20 protein-coding genes are annotated in these 22,017 nt (G+C 55.9%); 12 read left to right on the forward strand and 8 right to left on the reverse strand.

Translation table 11 applies throughout. The features are described 5' to 3' along the window. Positions 1-16: 16 nt before the first annotated feature. Positions 17-1,357: an extracellular solute-binding protein gene (locus tag ABD796_RS04745; RefSeq protein ID WP_344904225.1), complete on the reverse strand. Its 1,341-nt coding sequence runs from the start codon at positions 1,355-1,357 to the stop codon at positions 17-19. A 203-nt stretch (positions 1,358-1,560) separates the two neighbouring features. After that, a complete protein-coding gene (locus tag ABD796_RS04750) occupies positions 1,561-2,478 on the reverse strand; it encodes an aldo/keto reductase (RefSeq protein ID WP_344903588.1) in 918 nt (305 codons plus the stop codon). Between the two features lie 197 nt (positions 2,479-2,675). Here ABD796_RS04750 and ABD796_RS04755 point away from each other — a divergent pair, with 197 nt between their 5' ends. From ABD796_RS04755 to ABD796_RS04770, 4 genes are all read left to right on the forward strand, one after another. After that, complete coding sequence (locus ABD796_RS04755; RefSeq protein WP_344903590.1) at positions 2,676-3,203, forward strand: RNA polymerase sigma factor; 528 nt, start codon at positions 2,676-2,678, stop codon at positions 3,201-3,203. Then, positions 3,196-4,335 carry a hypothetical protein gene (locus ABD796_RS04760; protein ID WP_344903592.1) on the forward strand — a complete coding sequence of 380 codons (1,140 nt, stop codon included), beginning with the start codon at positions 3,196-3,198 and terminating at the stop codon, positions 4,333-4,335. The genes ABD796_RS04755 and ABD796_RS04760 overlap by 8 nt, the downstream gene beginning before the upstream one ends. 126 nt (positions 4,336-4,461) lie before the next feature. Further along, entirely contained in the window at positions 4,462-5,493 is a 1,032-nt protein-coding gene (locus tag ABD796_RS04765) for an ATP-binding cassette domain-containing protein (RefSeq protein ID WP_344903595.1), read from the forward strand. Continuing rightward, complete coding sequence (locus ABD796_RS04770; protein WP_344903598.1) at positions 5,490-6,287, forward strand: ABC transporter permease; 798 nt, start codon at positions 5,490-5,492, stop codon at positions 6,285-6,287. Before ABD796_RS04765 ends, ABD796_RS04770 begins: the two co-directional genes overlap by 4 nt. 116 nt (positions 6,288-6,403) lie before the next feature. On the opposite strand, the gene ABD796_RS04775 is transcribed toward ABD796_RS04770, so the two are convergent. Together ABD796_RS04775 and ABD796_RS04780 are read right to left on the reverse strand one after the other, a co-directional pair. Continuing rightward, positions 6,404-7,156 (reverse strand): MerR family transcriptional regulator, encoded by a 753-nt coding sequence (locus ABD796_RS04775; protein ID WP_344903601.1) that lies wholly within the window; start codon positions 7,154-7,156, stop codon positions 6,404-6,406. Between the two features lie 51 nt (positions 7,157-7,207). After that, entirely contained in the window at positions 7,208-7,747 is a 540-nt protein-coding gene (locus ABD796_RS04780) for a YqaA family protein (RefSeq protein ID WP_344904228.1), read from the reverse strand. A gap of 250 nt (positions 7,748-7,997) precedes the next feature. Here ABD796_RS04780 and ABD796_RS04785 point away from each other — a divergent pair, with 250 nt between their 5' ends. The 3 genes from ABD796_RS04785 (at position 7,998) to ABD796_RS04795 (ending at position 9,558) form a co-directional block, all read left to right on the forward strand. Continuing rightward, on the forward strand, positions 7,998-8,285 hold the full coding sequence (locus ABD796_RS04785; RefSeq protein WP_344903604.1) for a serine hydrolase: 288 nt from the start codon (positions 7,998-8,000) through the stop codon (positions 8,283-8,285). Positions 8,286-8,516: 231 nt separating this feature from the next. Then, the gene (locus ABD796_RS04790; protein ID WP_344903607.1) at positions 8,517-8,927 is read left to right on the forward strand and encodes a MerR family transcriptional regulator; all 411 of its coding nucleotides are present in this window, start codon (positions 8,517-8,519) and stop codon (positions 8,925-8,927) included. A 13-nt stretch (positions 8,928-8,940) separates the two neighbouring features. Continuing rightward, positions 8,941-9,558 (forward strand): NADPH-dependent F420 reductase, encoded by a 618-nt coding sequence (locus ABD796_RS04795; protein WP_344903610.1) that lies wholly within the window; start codon positions 8,941-8,943, stop codon positions 9,556-9,558. A 23-nt stretch (positions 9,559-9,581) separates the two neighbouring features. On the opposite strand, the gene ABD796_RS04800 is transcribed toward ABD796_RS04795, so the two are convergent. Then, entirely contained in the window at positions 9,582-10,484 is a 903-nt protein-coding gene (locus tag ABD796_RS04800) for a LysR family transcriptional regulator (protein WP_344903613.1), read from the reverse strand. A 130-nt stretch (positions 10,485-10,614) separates the two neighbouring features. On the opposite strand from ABD796_RS04800, the gene ABD796_RS04805 reads away from it, so the two are divergent. The 4 genes from ABD796_RS04805 (at position 10,615) to ABD796_RS04820 (ending at position 13,180) form a co-directional block, all read left to right on the forward strand. After that, positions 10,615-11,286 (forward strand): O-methyltransferase, encoded by a 672-nt coding sequence (locus ABD796_RS04805; protein WP_344903617.1) that lies wholly within the window; start codon positions 10,615-10,617, stop codon positions 11,284-11,286. 96 nt (positions 11,287-11,382) lie between these two features. After that, on the forward strand, positions 11,383-11,808 hold the full coding sequence (locus tag ABD796_RS04810; RefSeq protein ID WP_344903620.1) for a MarR family winged helix-turn-helix transcriptional regulator: 426 nt from the start codon (positions 11,383-11,385) through the stop codon (positions 11,806-11,808). A 227-nt stretch (positions 11,809-12,035) separates the two neighbouring features. Next, positions 12,036-12,527, forward strand: coding sequence for an RNA polymerase sigma factor (locus ABD796_RS04815; protein ID WP_344904231.1), 492 nt, complete (start codon positions 12,036-12,038; stop codon positions 12,525-12,527). Then, positions 12,512-13,180 (forward strand): zf-HC2 domain-containing protein, encoded by a 669-nt coding sequence (locus ABD796_RS04820; RefSeq protein ID WP_344903623.1) that lies wholly within the window; start codon positions 12,512-12,514, stop codon positions 13,178-13,180. The genes ABD796_RS04815 and ABD796_RS04820 overlap by 16 nt, the downstream gene beginning before the upstream one ends. Before the next feature lie 190 nt (positions 13,181-13,370). Here ABD796_RS04820 and ABD796_RS04825 read toward each other — a convergent pair whose 3' ends face one another. Beyond that, on the reverse strand, positions 13,371-19,229 hold the full coding sequence (locus tag ABD796_RS04825) for a fibronectin type III domain-containing protein (protein ID WP_344903626.1): 5,859 nt from the start codon (positions 19,227-19,229) through the stop codon (positions 13,371-13,373). A gap of 284 nt (positions 19,230-19,513) precedes the next feature. After that, on the reverse strand, positions 19,514-19,825 hold the full coding sequence (locus ABD796_RS04830; protein ID WP_344903629.1) for a YbjQ family protein: 312 nt from the start codon (positions 19,823-19,825) through the stop codon (positions 19,514-19,516). 197 nt (positions 19,826-20,022) lie between these two features. On the opposite strand from ABD796_RS04830, the gene ABD796_RS04835 reads away from it, so the two are divergent. Further along, positions 20,023-20,910 (forward strand): fructose bisphosphate aldolase, encoded by an 888-nt coding sequence (locus tag ABD796_RS04835; protein ID WP_344903632.1) that lies wholly within the window; start codon positions 20,023-20,025, stop codon positions 20,908-20,910. Positions 20,911-20,992: 82 nt separating this feature from the next. Here ABD796_RS04835 and ABD796_RS04840 read toward each other — a convergent pair whose 3' ends face one another. Beyond that, positions 20,993-21,919, reverse strand: a complete 927-nt coding sequence (locus tag ABD796_RS04840) for an NAD(P)-dependent alcohol dehydrogenase (protein ID WP_344903635.1) — start codon at positions 21,917-21,919, stop codon at positions 20,993-20,995. Positions 21,920-22,017: the final 98 nt, after the last annotated feature.

Genomic DNA, 22,017 nt, shown 5'->3' on the forward strand with positions numbered 1-22,017 from the left:
ATCCGGCTGAGAGCTCTTATTTTTTGTTCGATTCGTAAGCGGTTTGATGTTCTTTGGCAACATCCTGAGCGTTCTTCTTCTGTACGAACAAGTTTTGGATGCTCGTCAGATGCCCTTGAGCCGTTCCCGGGTTCATCGTATTGTCGAACGCCAGGTCGCCGCCCTTGACTTGCTTGAAAAGCCCCAAAACTTCCATCGCCATATCGGAGTAACCGGCCGCTTTGAAGTCGCCGTCCACCTTTTGGGCCAGACCGACCGCTCCCTTCGCCGTGAATGCTTCTTTCGGGAAGTTCAGCATGAAATAGTTCAAGAAGTCCTTCGTTTCCTTCAAATGCTTGCTGTTAGCCGACACGGCGAAGGCGCTGCCCGGCGCGAGCATGAATTCGTCCGGATTTCCTTTTCCCTTGACCGTCGGAAATTTGAATACGCCGACTTTGCCGTTGACCGAAGAGGTCTCGATGGCGCCCGTTGCCCAAGTTCCCATATAGTACATAGCGGCTTTGCCGGTTTTGAACAGGTTCTCGCCCGCGTTATAATCGAAGGAAGTCGCGCCTTCCTGGAATGCGCCTGCTTGAACAAGATCCTGGAAGCTGTCTACTGCATCGGTGAATGCAGGATCGGTGAATGTCTTCTTGCCATCCAGAACGCTTTGCAGGAAGCCGGGACCGCCGTTCGTACGGAGCAGAATGTTCATGAACAAGAAGGAACCAGTCCAGGAATCCTTTTCCCCGATCGCAAACGGCTGAATGTTTTTTGCTTTCAATTTCTTGACCACGTCCACGATTTCCTCGAACGTTTTGGGCACTTCGACGCCAGCCTGCTTGAACAGCTCTTTGTTGTAGTAGACAACGCCGATGTTGTTGCCGTCAGGCAGCGCGTACAGATTGTTGTTGAAGGTGTAAGAGTCCAGAATGGAACTTTGGAACGTATCCTTTAATCCGTTTTGCGCGACCATGTCGTTTAGCGGAGCGAACAGTCCGGCATCGACGAAAGGCTTCATTTGTGCCGCAGGGTTTACGATCGTGATATCCGGTACTTCCTTGGAAGCGGCTTGCGTTTTGAGTTTGAGCTTCTGCTGGTCGGTGTTCAGCGTGTCGAGCTCGATCTTGATTTTCGGGTTTTTGGATTGATAATCGGCGACGATCTTCTTGAGCATGGCGTTCTTCGGCTCGGTCGGGTCCGGATAAATGTTTTGGAAAGTAATGGTGATCGTTTCGCCTTTTTTATCGTTGCCGCCGGCAGCGGGAGTTGAAGCGGAATTGCCGTCCGTACTGGCGGTGCTTCCGGATCCGCAAGCGGTCAAGCTCGCGGCCAGCGTACTTGCGAGCAGGGCTTGGAGTGCCGTTTTCTTTTTCATCATTCGTTTATCCCCCTTATAGTGATGGATTGGATGATGATTTTATTATCACGATTTCCCATTCTCCTTACAATGTGGGAACTTTAGAAATAAGGTGGGGTTTTTAAAGGTCGGGGACGCCCTGCGGCTCCATAACGACAAAGAGCCTTTAAACACTAAGACTTCCTCGTGTTTAAAGGCTCTTGCTATGTCGTCTTCGATGGTTACGGCAACACGTTTCCAGCCGAGCGATAGATCGCGTACCACTCTTCGCGCGTCAGACGAATATCGGCCGCTTGGCAGCATTGCTTGAGACGCTCGGCATTGGCCGTACCGATGACCGGCTGCATGTTCGCCGGATGACGAAGCAGCCAGGCGACGGCAATCGTCGTATTGGACACGTCGTACTTGGCGGCCACCTCGTCGATTTGACGGTTCAGCTCGGGGAATTTGTCATTTCCCAGAAACACGCCTTCGAAAAATCCGTACTGGAACGGCGACCACGGCTGGATCGTAATGTCGTGCAGCCGGCAGAAGTCGAGTACGCTGCCGTCGCGGTTCACCGCGGAGCCGTTCTCCATGTTGACGTTGAACCCTTGCGAGATCATGGTGGCGTTCGTAATGCTGAGCTGCAGCTGATTGGCGACGATCGGCTGCTTCACCGCTTTTTGCAGCAGTTGAATTTGCATCGGGTTTTGGTTGGAGACGCCGAAATGGCGCACCTTGCCCGAGCTTTCCAGCAGATCAAACGCTTCCGCCACTTCTTCCGGCTCGACGAGCGTATCCGGGCGGTGCAGCAGCAGCACGTCCAAATAATCGGTGCGCAGTCTCTTCAAAATCCCGTCGACGGATTCCACAATGTGCTCCTTGGAAAAGTCGAACATGCCGGGGCGAATGCCGCATTTCGATTGCAGAATCAGGCTGTCGCGAACGCCGGGGTTCATCCCGACCGCTTCCGCGAACACTTCCTCGCATTTGCCCTTCCCGTAAATATCCGCATGGTCGAAGAAATTCGCCCCCTCTTCGAGCGCCGTGCGGACGAAATGCTCCGCCTCCTTCTTATCCAACGACCCGATGCGCATACATCCGATCGCGATGGCCGGAACTTCTAATGTACTGGTGCCGAGTGGTATCGTTCTCATATCGATATTAACCTCCGATGCTAAAAGTGGGTCGTGCGACAGGGCAAAGACGCCTCTTTCTTCATTGTGGCATATGCGAACCACAGTTTCAATGCGGGAACGACGGCCTTGCTCCGTCTTTCAAGCAGAACGTAGTGAACCGATCGCGAGATTATTACAATATAAAGGTGAATGGCCATTCGGAAAGGAGTAGCTACTTGGATATCGAAGAGCTTAGCGAGCTTATCAAGGTTCATGGCAAAGCCATCTATGGATTTTGCGGCAAGCTTGCAGGCAATAAGGCGGATACGGACGATCTTTATCAGGAGACGTTTCTTAAAGCGATGGAAGTACGCCATAAAATGAACGCTGCCCAAAATCCGAAAGGATTTCTTATCTCGATCGCTATCCGACTGCGCAAAAACAACCGCCGGAAATTTGCCTGGAGGCAGCGAATCGCCCCCACGGCGGAGCTGAACGAGGCGGTGAACAAGCCTTGTCAGCCCGAAGGAGCGGCAACGCCGGAGGACACTGTTCTGTCCCAAGAGCTTAGCGGCATGATCCAAGCTGCCGCGGACAGGCTGAACGACAAGCTGAAGATTCCGCTCTATATGCACTACACCGCGGACATGTCCATCGATGAGATCGCATCGACGCTGAAGGTTCCGCCAGGCACGGTCAAAAGCAGGCTTTACCAAGCCAGACAGGCCATGAAAAAAACATTGGAGGTTGAATCCCGTGAATGATGCCGAAAAGTGGGACCGGCTGCTCAAGAAAGCCCTTGCCTCCGCATCGGAGCCCGAGGAGACGTTGAACCAAAGCATTCTAACCCGGTATCAGGAGGAACATACCTTGAAGCGCGCATATCGAAAACGGATTTCCGCAGGCTTGCTCGTCGCCCTATTCACGCTCGTTATGTCGGTAACGGTTTTTGCCGCTACCCAGTTGTTCAGCTCCAAGCAAGTGGCTGAACACTTGGGCGAGACCATTTTGGCCAAAGCATTTGCAAGCCGCAAAGCCGTTGAAATCAATCAAACCGTTGCCTCCGGCGACTATGCCGTTACTTTGCACGGGATCGTCTCGGGCGAGGGACTGCGAGAATTGAACAGCTCGGCGCAAGATATTTATCCCGACAAGACTTATGCGGTCGTATCGATCGCCAGACAGGATGGCCACCCGATGCCCGCTACAAGCGACCCGGAATACGGGAAAGTGCCGTTCTTCGTTTCACCTCTGATCAAAGGCCAGAAGCCGTGGCAAGTGAACATCGCGACGCTGCATGGCGGCTACAGCGAGGTTGTGTTGGACGGCATTACGTACAGGCTGATCGAATGCGACGGAGTCGAAATGTTTGCCGACAGAGGGGTGTATTTGGCGGTCAGCAGCGGCAGCAGCTTCTATACCAACGCTGCGTTCGCCTATAACGAAAGCACGGGGGAAATCAGTGCCAAAACCGACTATAACGGAATCTCGCTACTGTTTGATCTGCCTCTCGACAAAGCCAAGGCCGATCATGCCAAAGCCGAAGCCTATCTAAAGAAGCTGTTGGAGCCCGCAGCCGCCAAAGAGGCTGATAACGCAAGCAATCAGGCCGAAGCGGAGTTCAGGAGCAAGCTGGAAGCATGGACGAAAAAAATACCGCAAGGCACGGTCATTCCCGAATCGGTCAAACCCGCAACCATCGATGACAAAGGCGGAGTCCACTACGAGTATGACGGCTGGAGCGTCATGCTTCACGCCAGCATACTGTTTGCGGAAGGTCAAACCGGGTATTCGGATGCCGTCCAATTTACCGAAGACAATCGCAACGTTATGGCGCTGCAATTTTCCAGGGATGCGAACGGCGTTATTACCGGCAGAGTCATAAAATTGAATTAGCTATTCCTATTCCGGCAAGAGCGGCGCTCTTTGCCGGTTTCTTTTTTCATGCGAGACCGATTCACATTCAGTTCATAAACTTGCTCTACAATCCATAAGTAATCAGTTACGTAGGAGGAATGGAACATGAATCCTGAATACAGAAAAGCACTGGAGGCAAATCATGGCGATTGGGCCGTAGAGGCGCACGGGCTCGTCAAGGTGTTTGGCGATAATCGTGCGGTGGATGGCGTCGATTTGAACGTGCGCGCCGGTACGATCTACGGCGTCCTCGGTCCGAACGGAGCCGGCAAGACGACCACGATCCGCATGCTGGCTACCCTGCTGCGCCCGGACGCAGGTTCGGGGAGAATTTTCGGATACGACGTCGTCAAAGAATCGCAAATTGTCCGTCAATTGATCGGAGTGACCGGACAGTATGCGTCGGTCGATGAAGCGCTCAGCGCTACGGAGAACTTAATCATTTTCTCCCGGCTGCTCGGGCTGGGACGTTCGGAGGCTCGGCGCAAGGCGGAGCAATTGCTGGAGGAATTCGGTTTGACCGAGGCCGCAAAGCGGCCGCTCAAAAACTTCTCCGGCGGGATGCGCCGCCGGCTCGATCTGGCAGCAAGCCTGATCGCACAGCCGCCGCTCATCTTCCTGGACGAACCGACTACCGGGCTGGACCCGCGTACGCGCGCGCAGATGTGGGAAACGATCCGCCGATTGGTGAAGACGGGATCTACCGTTGTACTGACGACGCAATACCTCGATGAAGCCGATCAGTTGGCCGACCGGGTCGCGGTAATCGATCAGGGACGCGTCGTCGCCGAGGGCACCGTGGACGAACTGAAAGCGTCCGTCGGTACGTCGTCGCTGCATCTGCGCGTCCAAAATCCGCTCGACATCCAGAATGCCCGCCGAACCATCGAACAGGTGCTCCAAGTTCCGTCTAGCATATCGTCGGAAGCGGGTAAAATTACGGCGCCGATGGCGGACGCCGACCGGGTCACCGACCTGCTTGTCGCCCTGCGCGCGGCAGGGATTCACTTGGCCGAGTTGAGTGTGCAGAAACCGACCTTGGACGAGGTGTTTCTGACGATTACCGGTCACGGCGTAAAGGAAGCGGCGTCGCCGGGAGCCGATGAATCGTATAAAGCGGAGGAGGCAAGAGCATGAGCCATACGAACGTTCAGCTAAAAAACCACACGAGCTTCGCCCAAACGGTCCGCCACTCCCTTACGATGGCGTATAGAGGTCTGCTGAAAATTAAGCGCACCCCCGAGCAGCTATTCGATGTGACGCTGCAGCCGATCCTCTTTACCTTGATGTTTACCTATATTTTTGGCGGGGCCATCTCCGGCGACGTGCTGAGCTACTTGCCCGTCATCATACCCGGCATCCTCGTGCAAACCGTCATCACGACTTCCGTCGTCACCGGCGTCCAGCTTCGCGAGGATATGGATAAAGGCGTGTTCGACCGGTTCAAATCGCTTCCTATCGCGCGGATCGCACCGCTCGCGGGAGCGCTGCTCGCCGACACCGTCCGGTATACCATTGCGACCGCGCTCACCTTCACGATGGGATATATTATGGGCTACCGGCCGGAAGGCGGTCTGGAGCATGTCGCGATCGCCGCGGTTCTCGTTATTTTTTGCTCCTGGGCCATCAGCTGGATTTTCGCCTTTTTCGGCGTCATTGCCCGTACGGCTTCAAGCGTCCAAGGCATATCGATGATTGTGCTGTTTCCCCTCACGTTCCTTTCCAACGCGTTCGTGCCCGTGAAGACGATGCCCGGCTGGCTCCAATGGTTTGTCAACATCAACCCGATCTCGCATCTCGTCACGGCTGTCCGCGAGCTGGCCAATTCCGGAACGGTGGGCTGGGACCTTGTCATCTCTCTCATCGGCGCGGCTGTCATCGTCGCCGTCTTTGCCCCGATTACCGTACGTGCCTATATGCGCCGTACGTAGCGCAAGCTGCACGGGAGAAGAAGTAAATCGACGGCAGCTTTAGTACAATAAAGCTGGTGGCCCTTTTACTAAAAAGGTTCACCAGCTTTTTGTCTACAGCTTGCGTCGGGTTTTGCTTATTGATTCGTTGCCACGAACGACTCTGCTGCTGCGGAAAGATAATAAGCCAACCCGGTCTGCTGTCCTTCGAGCATCTGCAGATGAAAGTCATCGCTTAAGAAAAATCGGGTCTGTGCGGCAAAATCGTTAGCCGACGTCAAATGACCGTGCTTATTCATAAATTCCAGATGGACTCGGATCAAATTTCCTATCGGCTCCGCGTTATGCTTGATGCCTTCTCTTAACGAGCTTGCCATTTCATTCATGAAAGTCGCGGCTTCGACCGCTTGTTCATTCATTTCCTGAATATTCTCTCCGGCAACTTCAAGCGGTTCCATCCCATACGAATCCTGCAAATATTGATTCTGCTCGGCCAGCGCTTCGTTCCACTGTTCCTCGTTTTCAAAACCTTTGAACATTTCTTTATTGTCCATGGTTTTTCCTCCCTTTATGCATGCAATGGAATTGCGCAACGTTTGGACGATTGTCTCTAGCCTTTGCTTGCGGTCAAGAAGCAGCTCCTCCTGCTGCGAAAGAATGAATAACCGGTCCGAATGACGTTCCATCATTTCCTTGATTTGATCCAAGGAGAAATCCAATTCTCTGTAAAACAGAATTTGCTGCAAACGTTCCAGCTCTTCGTTTCCGTACAACCGGTATCCGGCTTCGCTAACCTGGCTCGGCAAGAGAAGACCGATTTTGTGATAATGATGAAGCGTTTTGATCGTCACCTTGGACAATTCCGATACTTCTTTCACCGTGTACAACATGGCAATAACCTCCTTTCCTTGCTTAGCTTAAAGTGTTACCTAAGAGGAGAGTCAAGAGGAACTTTCGGTAAGAACTTCAGACTGTTTGAGTTTTCTCTTCTTTCGGACGCTGCGAACGATAAGCCATACCACGGCAACTACAGCCCCGGCCCCCAGCAAAATAAGTCCAAGCATTCGATCGACCATTTGTTCCGCAGCTCTGCCGTACACATAAAACAAAAGGCCGACAGCGTAAAATTTGACGGCGCGCCCTATCGCAGCATAACCCATCAGCTTCCACAACGGATATTTCATGACTCCCGACATAATCGTAAACAGCTTGAACGGAATCGGGGTAAAAGAACCGACCAATATCGCCGCTTCCCCATGCTTGCGGAATATCCCGGTCGCCGCATCCAGCCATTTCTTCTTCATCACCTTGTTCAGTACCAGGTTTCCGGATGTTTTGCCGATGGCGTAGCCGATCGGCGTCCCGATCAGACTACCGACATAACCGACCGTTGCCAGCCAGATGGCCGTCTCCGGATTTAGCGCACTAAGCGATACTTGCAGGAAGAAAGCCGGGATAGGGAACAAAATCGCATCGATCATCCCATGGATAAACAGCCCGGCAGCTCCGAAATCGCGAAGAAATTCAACGACTGTACTCAATAAAACACCTTCTTCATGTCACCTCGATTTTGATCTACTCCTCCCATTTTAGACTAGACAAGGACATTGCAATACCGACTCGCGGCGAGAATGGAGTTGGACTTTGGTCGTGTTCTATATGGGAGAATACCAGGGTTGTTGATTATATGGGGGATTGGAATGACTGTATTTCGAGAGGGAGAACCTAGGCTTGACCGCCGCCCCGGAGCCGCTGGCATCCGCCTTCCGCCTCTGTCGCGGCGATCTTTCAGGGGCGCCCGCTCTCGGCTGGATGAGCCAAAAAGCCAAGCATGGCGGACGAATTTTGTGGCATAACGGAGCGACCTACGGCTCCCACAGCTTCGTCGGCTTCGATGAGGACCGGCGGCTCGGCGTGGCGGTGCTGGTGAATCACGGCGTATCGGTATGGAGATTGCTTGGATTTGCGAAAATGCCTTCCGATCAGATCGGAATGGCTCTATTGAAAGAACAATTGTAAAGCTGTTTCAAGCTGCAAGCCGGCACCGGTCCCCACACCGCGCCGGCTTGTTTTGCTTTATACTGGAGGAAAAATAATGTGTTGACTTGGAGTCGGCTCCAACGTTTATCATTCGGAACAAGGACCCCGGAGCCGAGCAAACGGTGGCAGCCGGAGCCCGTACGCCAATGTCGGCGGGTCGGAAGATGGGTTGGCAGATGCATGTATAACGGGCCTAAGGAGGTGTAAAGGATGTATACGATCCGTCAGGTTGCCGAGCGGACGGGGTTTAGTCCCGACACGCTAAGGTATTACGAGAAGATTCGGCTCGTGGAGCCGCCGCCCATGCGGGGTGCAGGGGGCGTGCGCCTGTATAGCGAAGACGATGTCCGTATGCTGAGCTCTTTGCATTGCTTGAAGAAAACCGGGCTGTCGTTGGACGACATAAAGGAATTTATTCAGGAAGGCCGGTGCTTCGCCAACCATGCGAACTTGAACGACGACGATCTGCATAAGGTTGCAGACCGGGTCCAGATTTTAGCCGGACATCTGGAACAAATGGAGCAGCAACGTCAAGAGCTGGATACGATTATTCAGCGGACCAAGGAGAAGCTGGATGCTTATAACGCCATTTTGCAGCAAGCGGATAAATCCAAACCATAAGGGGGCATTTCAAATGAAGATCGCTTGTATCGGCTCGGGGAATATGGGAGGCACTTTAGGGAGAAGATGGGCTTTGCAAGGACATCAAGTCATGTTCGGCTCGCGCGACCCGCACAGCGATAACATGCGCGCCCTGCTCCATGCTGCCGGAGCGAATGCGCAAGCCGGAACGGTAAGCGAAGCGGCCGCCTTCGGCGACGTCATCCTTATCGCCGTATTGCCCGACGTTGTGGAGCGCGTCCTGGACGAGGCTGGCGATCTGAACGGCAAGATCGTCATCAACTGCACAAATCGCTATGACGGAAAGTCGGCCGATTTGGAGGTGCTCCATCTGGCGAAACATGCCCGCGTCGTTCGCGCCTTCCAGACGCTGCCGTGGGAAGCGCTGGCTAACCCTCAATACGGTCAAGTAAACGTGAGCGCGTTCCTGAGCGGCGACGATGCGGAGGCCAAGGCCGTGGTAGCCCGGTTATCCGCCGATATCGGCCTCGATCCGATTGATGTCGGCGGTTCGGCAGACATGGAAAAGATCGAAATGGCAGTCGGACTCTTGTGGGGCACGCTTTCCGCCCGGTACGGACGGGATTACGGCATCCGCGTAGCAAGACGCGAGGCGGATCATCCGGCTTGACGATACAAGGCTGACATCATCGCCTATTTGGGGTAGCTGTAAGGATGCTGACGAATGACCCGGATCAGGTTGAGCGCGGCGGCGGATAGCGGTTCGTTTTTGCGCGTGCAGATGGCGATCGTATTTTGCAAATGGATGCCGTCCACATGAACCCTGCACAGCTCCCCGCGCTCGACATATTCGCGGACGACGAGCGACGACACGAAGTTCGCCCCGTATCCGGCGATAACCGCCGTAATCGCTTCGTGCAGGCCGTTGAACTGCAGCGTAATCCGTGGCGGCGGCGCGTTGTACGTGCGGCACAGCGCCAGCAGCCGTTCCCGGGTCGAGCTTCCCTCTTCGCGCATCACGAAAGCTTCCTTCATCATGTCGAGCAGCGAAACATGCCGGCCGGCATACCGGTGCGTCGGCGACACGACGAACCACAACTCGTCGTGGAACAGCTCCTCGGTTTCCACCGAATCCGGGTATTCCTCCGGCAGCCCCCCGTATATCGCCATATCCGCCTCCATGTTCAAAAGCTGCTTCAGCGCATCGCTGGAATTCGTCGTCGTGATCGTCATTTCCACCTGCTCGTACTGCTGCTTGCATTTGGCAATCCAGGCCGGTATGAGAAAATGCGCCGGCAAATACGTCGCGGCTAACCGGATATGCCCGCTCGTGCCATTACGGTAATCCTCGGCAAACTGCTCGATTTGCTGTTCGACGGCAAACAGCCTCTTGGCGAGCAAAGCCAGTTGTTCCCCCGCCTCCGTCAACGCGATTCCTCTCCCTTGCGGCTTGAGCAAGGACAAGGACAGCTCCTTTTCGAATTTCTTCACCTGCGCCGTAATGGACGGCTGGCTTATCGTCAGCAGCTCCGAGGCGCGCGTCACGCTTCCTGTCGAAGCGATCGTATGAAACAAACGCAAGGCGTGTAAATTCATACCGGCTTCTCCTTTGCCAATATCATATATTTATTATATAGATAATCGAAAAAGATATATTATATTTATGATTATAATTGATTTACACTAAAGGCGGAAGTTCAATCAAGAGTAGGGAGCGTGAGGAGCTATGCAAGCAGCGAATACGTGGGAACAAGTTGATCGGTATATATCCGAGCAGCTGCTTCCCGATGATGCCGTGCTGGAGGAAGTGCTGGCCGCCAACCGGAAGGCCGGGCTGCCTCCCATCGAGGTGACGCCGAACCAGGGACAATTGCTCAACCTGTGGGCACGCATGCAGCGAGCCGAACGCATTCTGGAAATCGGCACGTTGGGCGGCTACAGTACCATCTGGCTGGCACGGGCGCTGCCCGTCGGCGGGCGGCTTGTCACACTCGAGCTGGACCCCCTTCATGCCCGGACGGCTCAGCACAACTTTGCTCTCGCTGAGCTGGAGAGCAAAATCGAGCTTCGCGTCGGCCCCGCGCTGGAGCAACTGGCTCGGATGAAGGAAGAGAACGCGGCGCCGTTCGATCTGATTTTTATCGATGCCGACAAGCCTAACAATCCCGGCTATTTGCAGTGGGCGCTGCATTTTTCCCGTCCCGGCACGGTTATTATCGGAGACAACGTTATTCGCGACGGCGAAATCGTCAACGGGCATAGCACCGATCCGCGCGTCCAAGGCGTCAGGCAGTTTTACCGCATGCTGGCCGCAGAGCCCCGGATCAGCGCGACGGCGATCCAGACGGTCGGCAGCAAAGGGTACGACGGATTTATGCTCGGTATCGTGAACGGGTAAACGTACTGCTCCCCTACCAGGAGTTGACACCGGCGGGAGTCGAATTTACAATGATCATAGCAACTATCATCATGTCTATTATAAAGGAGACTCCCGTTGGACTTAGACAAGTATATCGGCGTGATCGTGCACCGAGCGGATTTGAAACTGAACAATTATTACCAGAAGGTCGTCAATCCGTTCGATATTACGGTGGACCAATGGGAAATTCTGGTCATCCTTTGGGAGAAGGAAGGGATTACCCAGAAGGAGCTTGCGGAGAAGCTGTACAAGGACCAGACGAACATAGCCCGCATGCTGTTCAAGCTGGAGAAGAAAGGCTTCATCCATCGCGTCACCCACGAGACCGACCGCCGGTCGCTGCGCGTCTATTTGACCGCCAAAGGGAGAGAAGTCCGGGAAGAAATCCTCCCTCCTTCGATCGAAGCGTACAAAAAAACAATCCAAGGCTTGTCCGAGGACGAGGTGGAAACGTTTCGCCGAATATTGGCCGTTATGTACAACAACGTGAAAGACTTGTAGAAGCACAGGCTCCGGCTTTGAGCATAGATGGATCGAGGGTCTACAAGCCCTATACGAGAATCGGACAGCGTCCCGGTTTCATTCCGCAACGAATGAGACCGGGATTTTTCGTTTGCCCGGGCTTGTGAAACGGTCGGCGTAAGCCTGCCTCTTCTTTTTTTTCAATAGCCTGTAACGAAATCGCGTTTTGTTCCACTTATGTAGCGGGGGGTGAGAAGTTGGAAAGCATGGAGCAGCTTTACGAGACGTATGCTCAAACGGTTTTTAAGTATTTGTTCAGCATTACGCAGGACGCTGATTTGGCGGAAGAGCTGACGCAGGAGACGTTTTATCAGGCGATGAAAACGATTCATCAGTTTCGCGGCGAATGCAAAATGTCCGTATGGTTATGTCAAATCGCCAAACGGGCCTGGTACCGGGAACTGAATAAGAGCAAAAAAACGCCCTCCCTATCCATGGAGACGCTGGAAACGTCTCTACGCGCCGAGAGAAGTTTGGAAGCCGACGTTTTGCATACCGAAGACAAGCTCGCCCTGTTTCGGCTGCTCCATCAACTGGACGAGAAAACGAGAGAAGTGATGTATCTGCGCCTTTCCGGGGAATTGAGCTTTGCCGAAATCGGCGACATTGTGGGGCAAAGCGAGACTTGGGCAAGGGTAACCTTTTACCGCGGCAAACAAAAAATGACGAAAGGGCGATCCGAATGGAACGAAAATTAGATTGCAAAATCGTGCAGGATTTGCTGCCTACTTATATCGAAGGGCTGACAAGCGAGTACACGAACAAAGCGATTCAAGAGCATCTGGCGACCTGCACGGATTGCCGGACTGCATGGGCGGCCATGACCCGGGAAACGCAGCAGGTAAAGGCGGCCCCGCAAAAGCAGATCAACTTCCTAAAAAAAATCAAGCGCCGGCAATGGATCGTAACCGGGATCAGTGTCTTGATATCCGCCGCGATTCTGATCGGCTGCTACTATGCGTTCGGCAGCCGGAACTTCCCCATTCCGAGCAGCGAGTTGGCGATCCGCGACGTCTATCAGATGAAGGACGGCTCCATCCACTACAGCCTGTCGGCCAATGTGGAAAGCTACGTAGGCCGCCAATCGTCGCATAGCAACGGGGAGTCGGAAACGGTCCGGGTCTACGAGAATCGACGGCTTACCTCCAAATCGCCCAAAAGCCCGGTTTCCTTGCCCGATAGATGGTCGACACTGCACGACTCCAACTCCAATAAAGAGAAAACCTCAATCTATTACGAGGGGAAAAATAAGAACGACCGGATTGTCATCTGGAAAAAGGGCATGGACATCCCGAAAGCCACGGCGGAACAGGAGACCAAGTACCAGAACTATTTGAATGGGAAACGATAAACCGTTGACCCCGGGCATATCCGGATGTAGAGGCTTGCAACCGCCGCACACAAGAAATCTCCGCATTCAAACGAAACCGATCCCTCGCACCCTCCGCCATCGAGCCGCGCTTTCCCGCACGCCGAAAAAGGCTGCGACGAGGATGTTCCTCGCGCAGCCTTGTTTCAACGTAATCCGGGTAAACGATCGGTTAAATGAGCTCCGAACGCTGCAAAAGCTTTTGAATCAAAATCGCAACCTCGGCCCGCGTAATGTGCTCTTTCGGCGCAAGCTGCTTGTCGGCACGACCGGAGACGATACCGGCCTGCAAGCAATCGGCAATCCCGCTCGCCGCCCATTCGGAAACGCGATTCGCATCCGCGAACGAACCGAGCCGCTCGCTTGCCCCTTGGGCCGGCAGCTTCGCCTTGAGACCGGTAATCTTCATGGCGTTCGCCATCATCGCCATCGCCTGTTCGCGCGTAACGGGATCCATCGGACGGAACGTGCCGTCTTCGAATCCGCTGATCAAACGGTTCGAGTAAGCCGTTTGAATGACTTCGCTGTACCAAGCCGGCGCCTTCACGTCCGAGAACGGCGTCGCCCCTTTCTCCAGCTTCAGCCCGAGTCCATTGACGATAATCGCCGCGAACTCCGCACGGGTCATGTCCTGATCCGGCTGGAACAGGTTATCGCCGGTGCCACTGACGATCATGCGCGAGCCCATGTCGTTGACCGCATCCTTCGCCCAATGGCCGGCAACGTCCCGGAATTCCAGCGGATGCCAGACGATGGAGTAAGTGCTGTTCGTCAGACTGTTCACTTTGGCATATCGTTTTCCGTTTACGTCGATGATTTGGGTCGGCACATGACGGACCGTTCCGTCCGGCTCGATCACAACGGCGGTGGTGATTTTGCTGGGGTCCACGCCGTCGGGAATTGCTACCGTTCTTTCCACATACGCATTGAATTGGGAAAGTTCGATCGTGGTATCGCCATATATCGCTTTTACCGTAAAGTTTAGCGGCGGAACGACAACGGTAAACTCTCCTCTTGCCGCCGCGTTATCCACCACCTTCACGGTTTCCGCAGGCGGTACGGCGATTTCGATCCGTATTTTAATATCCTGAAGCGAAACGGCTTTGCCAAGCTGCTCGGATATCGCATTGATGTTGATTTGCTGAGCCGGCAACGTGTAGGTGGCCTTCTCGGTTTTTACTTCCACGACCGCCTGCTTTTGCTCCATGTTTTTGACCATTTGACCGTTCAGTTCGCCGATCACGACATCCGACTTCTCCGCAACCTGAATGGTGATGACGGCTCCTGATCCTTCCGCCCCAAGCTTCTCTTCCAGCTTCTTCGGATCGATTGCTATATTCGTAACCGATTGGCCGTTAACGGAGGTTGTCGTTGCCGTGCCTATCTTCTCTGCTTTACCGTTAATCAGAACATCAGCTCCCGTGCCTGGCGCCGGAGATTGTGGAGCTGCCGGCACTGAAGGTGCCGATCCGGGCGGATTTGCCGTTCCGCCACCGCCGCCGTCGCCGGTCGACGCCGACCTTGGCGTAACCGCATTGGAAGCTGCCGAAGGCGCGCTGCGGCCTATCCCATTGATCGCTTTGACGGTAAACGTATAAGTCGTATCGTTCGCCAAGCCGGTTACCGTGATCGGGCTTGCGCTGCCTGTCGAAACGATGTTCCCGGGCGAAGCCGTAACCTCGTAGCCGGTAATCGCGCTGCCGCCGTCATCCGCAGAAGCGGCAAAGACAACGACCGCGGTTCCGTCTCCCTCAGTTGCGGTTACGTTCGTCGGTGCCGACGGAACGGTTACGGGCATTGCGCTGACCTGATTGGATGCCGCGCTTTCCCCGCCCGGATTGACCGCCTTGACGACAAAATAATACGTCGTTCCGTTGGCCAGGCCCGTCGCCGTGTACCCGTACACCGCGCCGCCGACAGTCGCGACTTCGTTTCCGTACGTAGCGGCCGACACGCTTTGATAGACTTTATATCCGGTTGAGCCGGCTACAGGATTCCAGGAAAGCGTGACTTGCCCGTTGCCGGCTACAGGTGCCTGCAATACCGGCGCTCCCGGCGATGCAACCTGCGGAGTCGCGCTCGCTTCATTCGAAGCGGTACTGTCCCCGCCCGGATTGGTCGCTTTTACTACAAAATAATAGGTCGTGCCGTTGAAGAGTCCCGTCGCCGTATAGCTGTATACGTTGCCGCTGACGGTCGTCATTTCGCTGCCGTACGAGCCGGACTCCACGCTTTGATAAACTTTATACCCGGTCGAGCCGGCTACGGCATTCCAGACCAGCGTGACGTGGCCGTCGCCGGCTGCCGACGATTGCAATACCGGCGCTTCCGCCGGCGGATTCGTCGGCGTTGCGCTGGTCGACGCGGACGGCGGGGAATCGCCTTTCGCATTTTGCGCCACCACCGTGAACGTATACGTCGTGCCGTTCGTTAAGCCGGTGACCGTTATCGGGCTGTTGATTCCGCCCGCCGTCCGGCCTCCCGGACTGGACGTTACCATATAGCCCGTAATCGCGCTGCCTCCGTCGTCGGCGGGCGGCGTAAAGCTGATGGTAACCTGACCGTTGCCGGCTATGGCGGTCACCCCGGTCGGTACGTTCGGCTGAGCGACCGGCGTTACGCTTCCTGAAGACGCGGAGGACGGCGAGTCGCCGATCGCATTCGTCGCCACGACCGTGAACGTATATGCCGTTCCGTTCGTTAATCCGGTGACTGTAATCGGGCTGGCGATTCCGCTCGCCGTCCGGCCGTCCGGACTGGACGTTACCTTGTAGCCGGTGATCGTGCTGCCTCCGTTGTTGGCCGGAGGGGTGAAGCTGACGATGGCCTGACCGTTCTCGGCGGTCGCCGTCACACCGGTCGGCACATTCGGCGGAGCCGCCGGGATTACGGCGGCAGAAGGCGCGGAAGGCTGAGAGTCGCCTTGCGCATTGTGCGCCACCACCGTGAACGTATATGCGGTCAGGTTCGTCAAACCGGCCACCGTAATCGGACTTGTCGTCCCCGTTGCCGTCGCTCCGCCCGGCTGGGCAGTAACCGTGTAGCCGCTGACTGGGCTGCCTCCATCTGCGCCTGGCGTGAAGCTGACCGTCGCCTGGCCGTTGCCCGGCTGCGCCGTAACGCTGACGGGCGCATCCGGCTTATCGGTCGGCGTCACGCTGTTGGACGGCTCGGAGAAGGCCGAGTCGCCGATCGCGTTCGTTGCTACGACCGTAAACGTATAGGCCGTGCCGTTCGTGAGTCCCGTTACGGCAATCGGGCTGGTCGCTCCTGTTCCCGTCCGGCCGTCCGGGCTGGATACGACCTTGTAGCCGGTAATCGCACTTCCTCCGTTATTGGCCGGCGGCGTGAAGCTGATCGTCGCCTGGCCTCCCGCCGTCGTCGTTGCCGTTACCCCTGTAGGCGCGTCAGGCAGGTTGGCGGGGGTCACGCTCGCGGAAGGAAACGACGGCAGCGAATCGCCCAGCTCGTTCGTCGCCACGACCGTGAACATATACGCCGTGCCGTTCGTCAGACCGGTTACCGTAATTGGACTTGCCGCTCCCGATGCAGTCGCTCCGCCCGGAATGGACGTCACCTTATAGCTCGTTATGGCGGATCCGCCGTTGTTGGCCGGCGTCGTGAAGCTGACGGTCGCCTGACCGTTACCCGGCTGGGCCGAAGCACCGGTCGGCGATCCGGGCGGTCCTACGGGCGTAATACTGGCAGAAGGGTCCGAAGGACCCGAGGTTCCGATCGCATTGAACGCCTCCACCGTAAACGTATAGGCCGTTCCGTTCGTCAAGTTACTGATCGGAATCGAGGTGGCAGCTGCACCCCCGAGCGCTGTCACTCCGCCTGGGCTGGACGTCACCTTGTAGCTCGTGATCGGGCTTCCGCCGTTATCGGCCGGCGGCGTGAAACTGACCGTCGCCTGACCGCTCCCGGAAGCTTGCGCCGTCACGCCCGTCGGAGCGGACGGCGGATTGGCCGGCGTTATGCTGGCGGTCGGCGTGGAAGGAAGCGAGTCGCCTTGCGCATTTGTCGCTACAACGGTAAACGTATACGCCGTCTGGTTGGTCAAGCCCGTGACAACCAGTGGGCTTGCCGCTCCGCTCGCCGTGAATCCGCCCGGGCTGGAGGTTACCGTGTAGCCCGTAATGGGGCTTCCCCCGTCGTCCGCCGGCGCCGTGAAGCTGACGGTCGCCTTGCCGTTGCCCGGCTGGGCCGATGCGCCCGTCGGCGCGTCCGGCGCCGTCAGCGTAATGACCAGCTTCTGAACGCGCTGGTTGTTCGTGTCGGCAACATAGATCGCCCCAGAGGCGTCCACGGCGATGCCGTGCGGATTGGAGAACTGACCCAGGGCGCTCCCCTCCTCCTCTCCCCACAGCCTCCACGTATTGGTGGAGGCCGTCAGCTTGTGAATGCGGTTGTTGGCAACGTCGGCTACATAGACATTACCGCTGCCGTCCACCGTCACCTGATGGGGGCTTCTAAAATCTCGCGACTGGCCGCCTTTCTTCCATTCGCTCCATTGTCCGGTCACTGCATCCCGCTTCTGGATGCGATTATTGCTCGTATCGCCTACATACACATTGCCGGCCGAATCGACCGCAACGCCGGTCGGCTTGTAGAACTCGCCCAAGGCGTTGCCGCTCTGATTGCCGCTTTTTCCCCATACGCTCCATTGGCCGTTACTGATTGTCAGCTTCTGTACTCGGTTATTTTGGGTATCGGCCACATAAATATTGCCGCTCCCGTCGACGGCTACGCCCTCTGGCAGATTGAATTCGCCCGCAGCCGTCCCGGAGGCGTTGGCCGCCTTTCCCCACGTCTGCAGAAACACGCCGCCGGCACTCAGCTTCTGGATGCGGTTGCCCCTCGTATCGGCAATGTAAAGGTTGCCGCTGCCGTCCACCGCTACCGCCGCCGGGCTTTGGAATTGACCGTTGCCCGTTCCGTAGCCGCCGATGGACGTCCACGAGCCGCCCAAGAGCTTCTGGATGCGGTTGTTGCCCTGGTCCGCCACATAGACGGCTCCGCTGCTCGCGTCCACGGCCAACGTCATCGGCTTCTTGAACTGACCGTTTCCGCTGCCCTCCGTAGGACCGATCACGCTCCACTCGCTCCAGACAGACCCATTCAGCTTCTGGACGCGGTTATTGGCATTGTCCGCCACATACACTTGTCCGCTCGCATCGACCGCGATTCCGCTCGGGTAGTTAAACTCCCCCGGACCGGTGCCCGCGCCGCCGCCGCTTTTCTTCCACTCGGTCCATGTCGAGCCGACGCGCTTCTGAATCCGATTATTGCCACTGTCGGCTACGTATACGGTCCCGTCGGCACCGATAGCGACCGCGCCGGGTGCTGAAAACTGACCGAGCGCGGTTCCCGCACCGCTCGCCCAAACCGACCATGTGCTACCGTCCAACACTTGAATCCGATTGTTGCCGCTATCCGCCACGTAGAGACGGCCCTGTCCGTCAACGGCCATCCCGCGCGGCTTGTTGAATTGCCCCACAGCAGAGCCCGCGCTGCCCACCGTGCTCCATGTATTGCTGCCCGCCGGGAGCTTCTTGATGAGGTTGTTGTCCGTATCGGCCGCATAGGCATTGCCGCTTCCGTCCAGGGCGACCGCAAGCGGCTTGTTGAACCCGGTCGACCACGAGCTCCATGTGTTGGACGCCACATCCAGCCGCTGAATGCGGTTGCCGTAATATTCCGCCACGAGGAGCGTCCCCCCGCTTTGGTCCACCGCTACGCCGACAGGCGTATTCAGCTGTACGGAGGGGGAAACGGGCACCGTGCTCCACGTCTGCGCTGCCGCATCGTATTTTTGAATGCGATGGTTGTTCTGATCGGCCACGTACACATTCCCGCTGCCGTCGACGGCAACGCCGCTCGGAAATTTGAACCCCCCTAGCTGGGAGCTGGGCGCAGGTCCGATCAACGCGTATTGGCTCCATGTTTCCGCCGCCCTCGCCGGCACCGCCAACAGGAATATACTCAATACTAGCAGGGTCAGACTTCGGGCAAGCCACTTCCTCTTCATCTGCTTCATCCTCTCTAGGTACGCCGTTCCCGGCCTCTTAGACGACGGCTTCCTCCGACGAAAACCGCCGCCATTCGATTTCATTCGACGCAATCAGGACGATTATACTAGATCGCGATAAACAAATAATAAACAAAAAGCCCCGGAATCCGGATGATTCCAGTAGCGGCGCCATTTCCGCAAAAATGCCGTAAACGCCGCTGCGAGGCATCGGCTATCGAGGATTAAAAAAATCGCCCTGCCGCTAAAGGGCAGGACGATTGTTCACTGATTGATTCCGCCGGTCAAACGATCACGGCCGTTCCGCTAACCGCAACCATAAGCATGCCGTCGCGGATCACTTCATAATCAACGTCTACTCCGATGATTGCGTTGGCTCCTATCTGCGAAGCTTTTTGTTTCATCTCCGCGAACGCGGCATCTCTCGCTTCCTGCAGCTTGCCTTCGTAAGCGCCCGAACGGCCCCCAACAATATCGGTTATCGAAGCGAGAAAATCTCTGACGACGTTGGCCCCCATAATGACTTCGCCGGTGACAATGCCTACGTATTGCTTGACTGGGTACCCTTCAAGGGTTGATGTTGTTGTAAGGATCATCGGTTGTTCCTCCTCCATGATTCATTATCGGTTAATACGCATGCAGGCCCGACCCGTTTCAAGCTCTCGAAATTTCCGTTTGCCGCAGAGACAATTGCTTTCATAATACCATAACGTATGCTTCCGGCAGAAAGTGCTATAATGAGGAAGAATCAGCATATGCCATTCAGTCCACGAAAGGGAAGGAGAACCATTCCATGAACACGAAACAATTGGATCAAATCCGTACGGGAGAGGGCTTTATAGCGGCCCTGGACCAAAGCGGCGGAAGTACTCCTAAAGCTCTGCAGCAGTATGGCGTCCCGGACGACAGCTATTCCACCGAAGAAGAAATGTACGGACTGGTGCACGAGATGAGGACGCGTATTATTAAAAGTCCTGCGTTCGACTCCCGCTACATCTTGGGCGCGATTCTGTTCGAGAATACGATGGATCGTTCCATTGACGGGCAATATACCGCGGATTATTTGTGGGAGCGGAAAAGCATCGTGCCTTTTTTGAAAGTGGACAAAGGACTGGCCGAACCGGAAGACGGGGTTCAGCTCATGAAGCCCATCTCCGGTTTGGACGAGTTGCTGAAGCGGGCGGGCGAACGAAACATCTTCGGGACGAAAATGCGTTCGGTAATCAAGGACGCCAATCCTGCCGGGATCAAAAAAGCCGTCGAGCAGCAGTTTGCCCTCGGCAACCAAATCATCGGGGCGGGGCTTGTACCGATTATCGAACCGGAAGTGGATATTCACAGCCCGGACAAAGAAGCGGCGGAACAACTTCTGAAAGAAGAATTGTTCCGGCAGTTGTCCGCTCTCGATCAAGACGCCAAAATCATGCTTAAACTTTCCATACCGACAGTAAACAATTTCTACAGCGATTTGATGGACGACCCCCACGTGATTCGGGTTGTCGCTTTGTCGGGCGGCTATTCGCAAGCGGAAGCGAACGAGCGTTTGGCCCGCAACCACGGCTTGATCGCCAGCTTCTCGCGCGCCTTGTCGCAAGGGCTGACCGCCGGTCAAACGGACAAGGAGTTTAACGATTTGCTGTCCCGAACCATACAGGACATATACGAAGCTTCCGTGAAGTAAGCAACCTCCGTCGTCCTTGAAGCGGAGTGGAAAGACCCCGAATGCGGGAACGCTCGGGGTCTTTTCTTTGGTTCGGCTTGCATCAAATTCGGTTATCGCGATCCACCGTAATGACCACATTTCCCTTTTTACGCCCTTTTTCCACATAGCGGTGCGCCTCGGGAACTTGCTCCAGCGGGTAGCGTCTGTCGATCACCGGATGAAGGCTCCCCGACTCCACCAGCTCTTTGAGGAACGCCAAATCTTCCCCGCGTACCTTGGCGATCCCCTGCCCATCCACGGTCACATAAGTTCCGTTCGGCTTCAGCGCCTGCTTGCACTGGGCTTTCGAGCCTTTCCCGACCGCATCCAGAACGATGTCGTACCGTTCTCCCCTTCCAGCGAAATCCTCTTTAGTGTAATCTACGACCCGATCGGCTCCGAGCGATTTCACCAGCGGCATGTTTGCCGTGCTGCATACCCCTGTCACTTCCGCACCGAAATACTTAGCAAGCTGCACCGCGGAAGTGCCTACCGCTCCGGAAGCCCCGTAGATCAGCACGCTTTGTCCGCTCCGAATGTGGGCTTTTCTAAAAAAATGCAAGGCCGTGGTCGCTCCGAACGGAACGGCTGCCGCTTCCTCATAGGTCGCATGGGCCGGCATCAAGGCCACCGCTCCGTCTTCGGGCAGGCAGACGTACTCGGCATGCGCGCCGAAGCGCATACCGCTCAGGGCATAAACCCGGTCGCCTTTCTTAAAGCGCGTAACGCGCTTGCCCACCGCCTCCACTTTTCCGGCCAGCTCCACGCCCAAAATCGGATTCCTCGGCTTTCGCAGGCCGAGCGCGAGCCGCATGGGCAGCCAAAGCAGAGGCGGGCTTTTGAAGGTGCGGACCCGACAGTCTCCCGATGTTACCGTTGTCGCATACACTTTTACCAACAGCTCACGATCCTTGGGAGCAGGTTTCTCCACCTCTTGGAGCTTCAGAACGTCCGGCGATCCGTATTTGGTGCATATAATGGCCCGCATGAGTCTCCCCCTAAACCTCGATGTGCCCTGAGTATAGCTCGATGCGGCCTCGACGCACAGATACTAAAGTATGGTTTCACCAAACATGCGGTTCCGGC

The sequence above is a fragment of the Paenibacillus hodogayensis genome (assembly GCF_039536325.1).
Taxonomy (GTDB): Bacteria; Bacillota; Bacilli; order Paenibacillales; family NBRC-103111; genus Paenibacillus_AB; species Paenibacillus_AB hodogayensis.

Excerpts from the sequence above, each read along its gene's own strand:
- ABD796_RS04745 (WP_344904225.1), bottom strand. The coding sequence starts at position 1,357 with ATGAAAAAGAAAACGGCACTCCAAGCCCTGCTCGCAAGTACGCTGGCC.
- ABD796_RS04750 (WP_344903588.1), bottom strand. The coding sequence starts at position 2,478 with ATGAGAACGATACCACTCGGCACCAGTACATTAGAAGTTCCGGCCATC.
- ABD796_RS04765 (WP_344903595.1), top strand. The coding sequence starts at position 4,462 with ATGAATCCTGAATACAGAAAAGCACTGGAGGCAAATCATGGCGATTGG.
- ABD796_RS04770 (WP_344903598.1), top strand. The coding sequence starts at position 5,490 with ATGAGCCATACGAACGTTCAGCTAAAAAACCACACGAGCTTCGCCCAA.
- ABD796_RS04775 (WP_344903601.1), bottom strand. The coding sequence starts at position 7,156 with ATGTTGTACACGGTGAAAGAAGTATCGGAATTGTCCAAGGTGACGATC.
- ABD796_RS04780 (WP_344904228.1), bottom strand. The coding sequence starts at position 7,747 with ATGATCGATGCGATTTTGTTCCCTATCCCGGCTTTCTTCCTGCAAGTA.
- ABD796_RS04790 (WP_344903607.1), top strand. The coding sequence starts at position 8,517 with ATGTATACGATCCGTCAGGTTGCCGAGCGGACGGGGTTTAGTCCCGAC.
- ABD796_RS04795 (WP_344903610.1), top strand. The coding sequence starts at position 8,941 with ATGAAGATCGCTTGTATCGGCTCGGGGAATATGGGAGGCACTTTAGGG.
- ABD796_RS04800 (WP_344903613.1), bottom strand. The coding sequence starts at position 10,484 with ATGAATTTACACGCCTTGCGTTTGTTTCATACGATCGCTTCGACAGGA.
- ABD796_RS04805 (WP_344903617.1), top strand. The coding sequence starts at position 10,615 with ATGCAAGCAGCGAATACGTGGGAACAAGTTGATCGGTATATATCCGAG.
- ABD796_RS04815 (WP_344904231.1), top strand. The coding sequence starts at position 12,036 with ATGGAGCAGCTTTACGAGACGTATGCTCAAACGGTTTTTAAGTATTTG.
- ABD796_RS04820 (WP_344903623.1), top strand. The coding sequence starts at position 12,512 with ATGGAACGAAAATTAGATTGCAAAATCGTGCAGGATTTGCTGCCTACT.
- ABD796_RS04825 (WP_344903626.1), bottom strand. The coding sequence starts at position 19,229 with ATGAAGAGGAAGTGGCTTGCCCGAAGTCTGACCCTGCTAGTATTGAGT.
- ABD796_RS04830 (WP_344903629.1), bottom strand. The coding sequence starts at position 19,825 with ATGATCCTTACAACAACATCAACCCTTGAAGGGTACCCAGTCAAGCAA.
- ABD796_RS04835 (WP_344903632.1), top strand. The coding sequence starts at position 20,023 with ATGAACACGAAACAATTGGATCAAATCCGTACGGGAGAGGGCTTTATA.
- ABD796_RS04840 (WP_344903635.1), bottom strand. The coding sequence starts at position 21,919 with ATGCGGGCCATTATATGCACCAAATACGGATCGCCGGACGTTCTGAAG.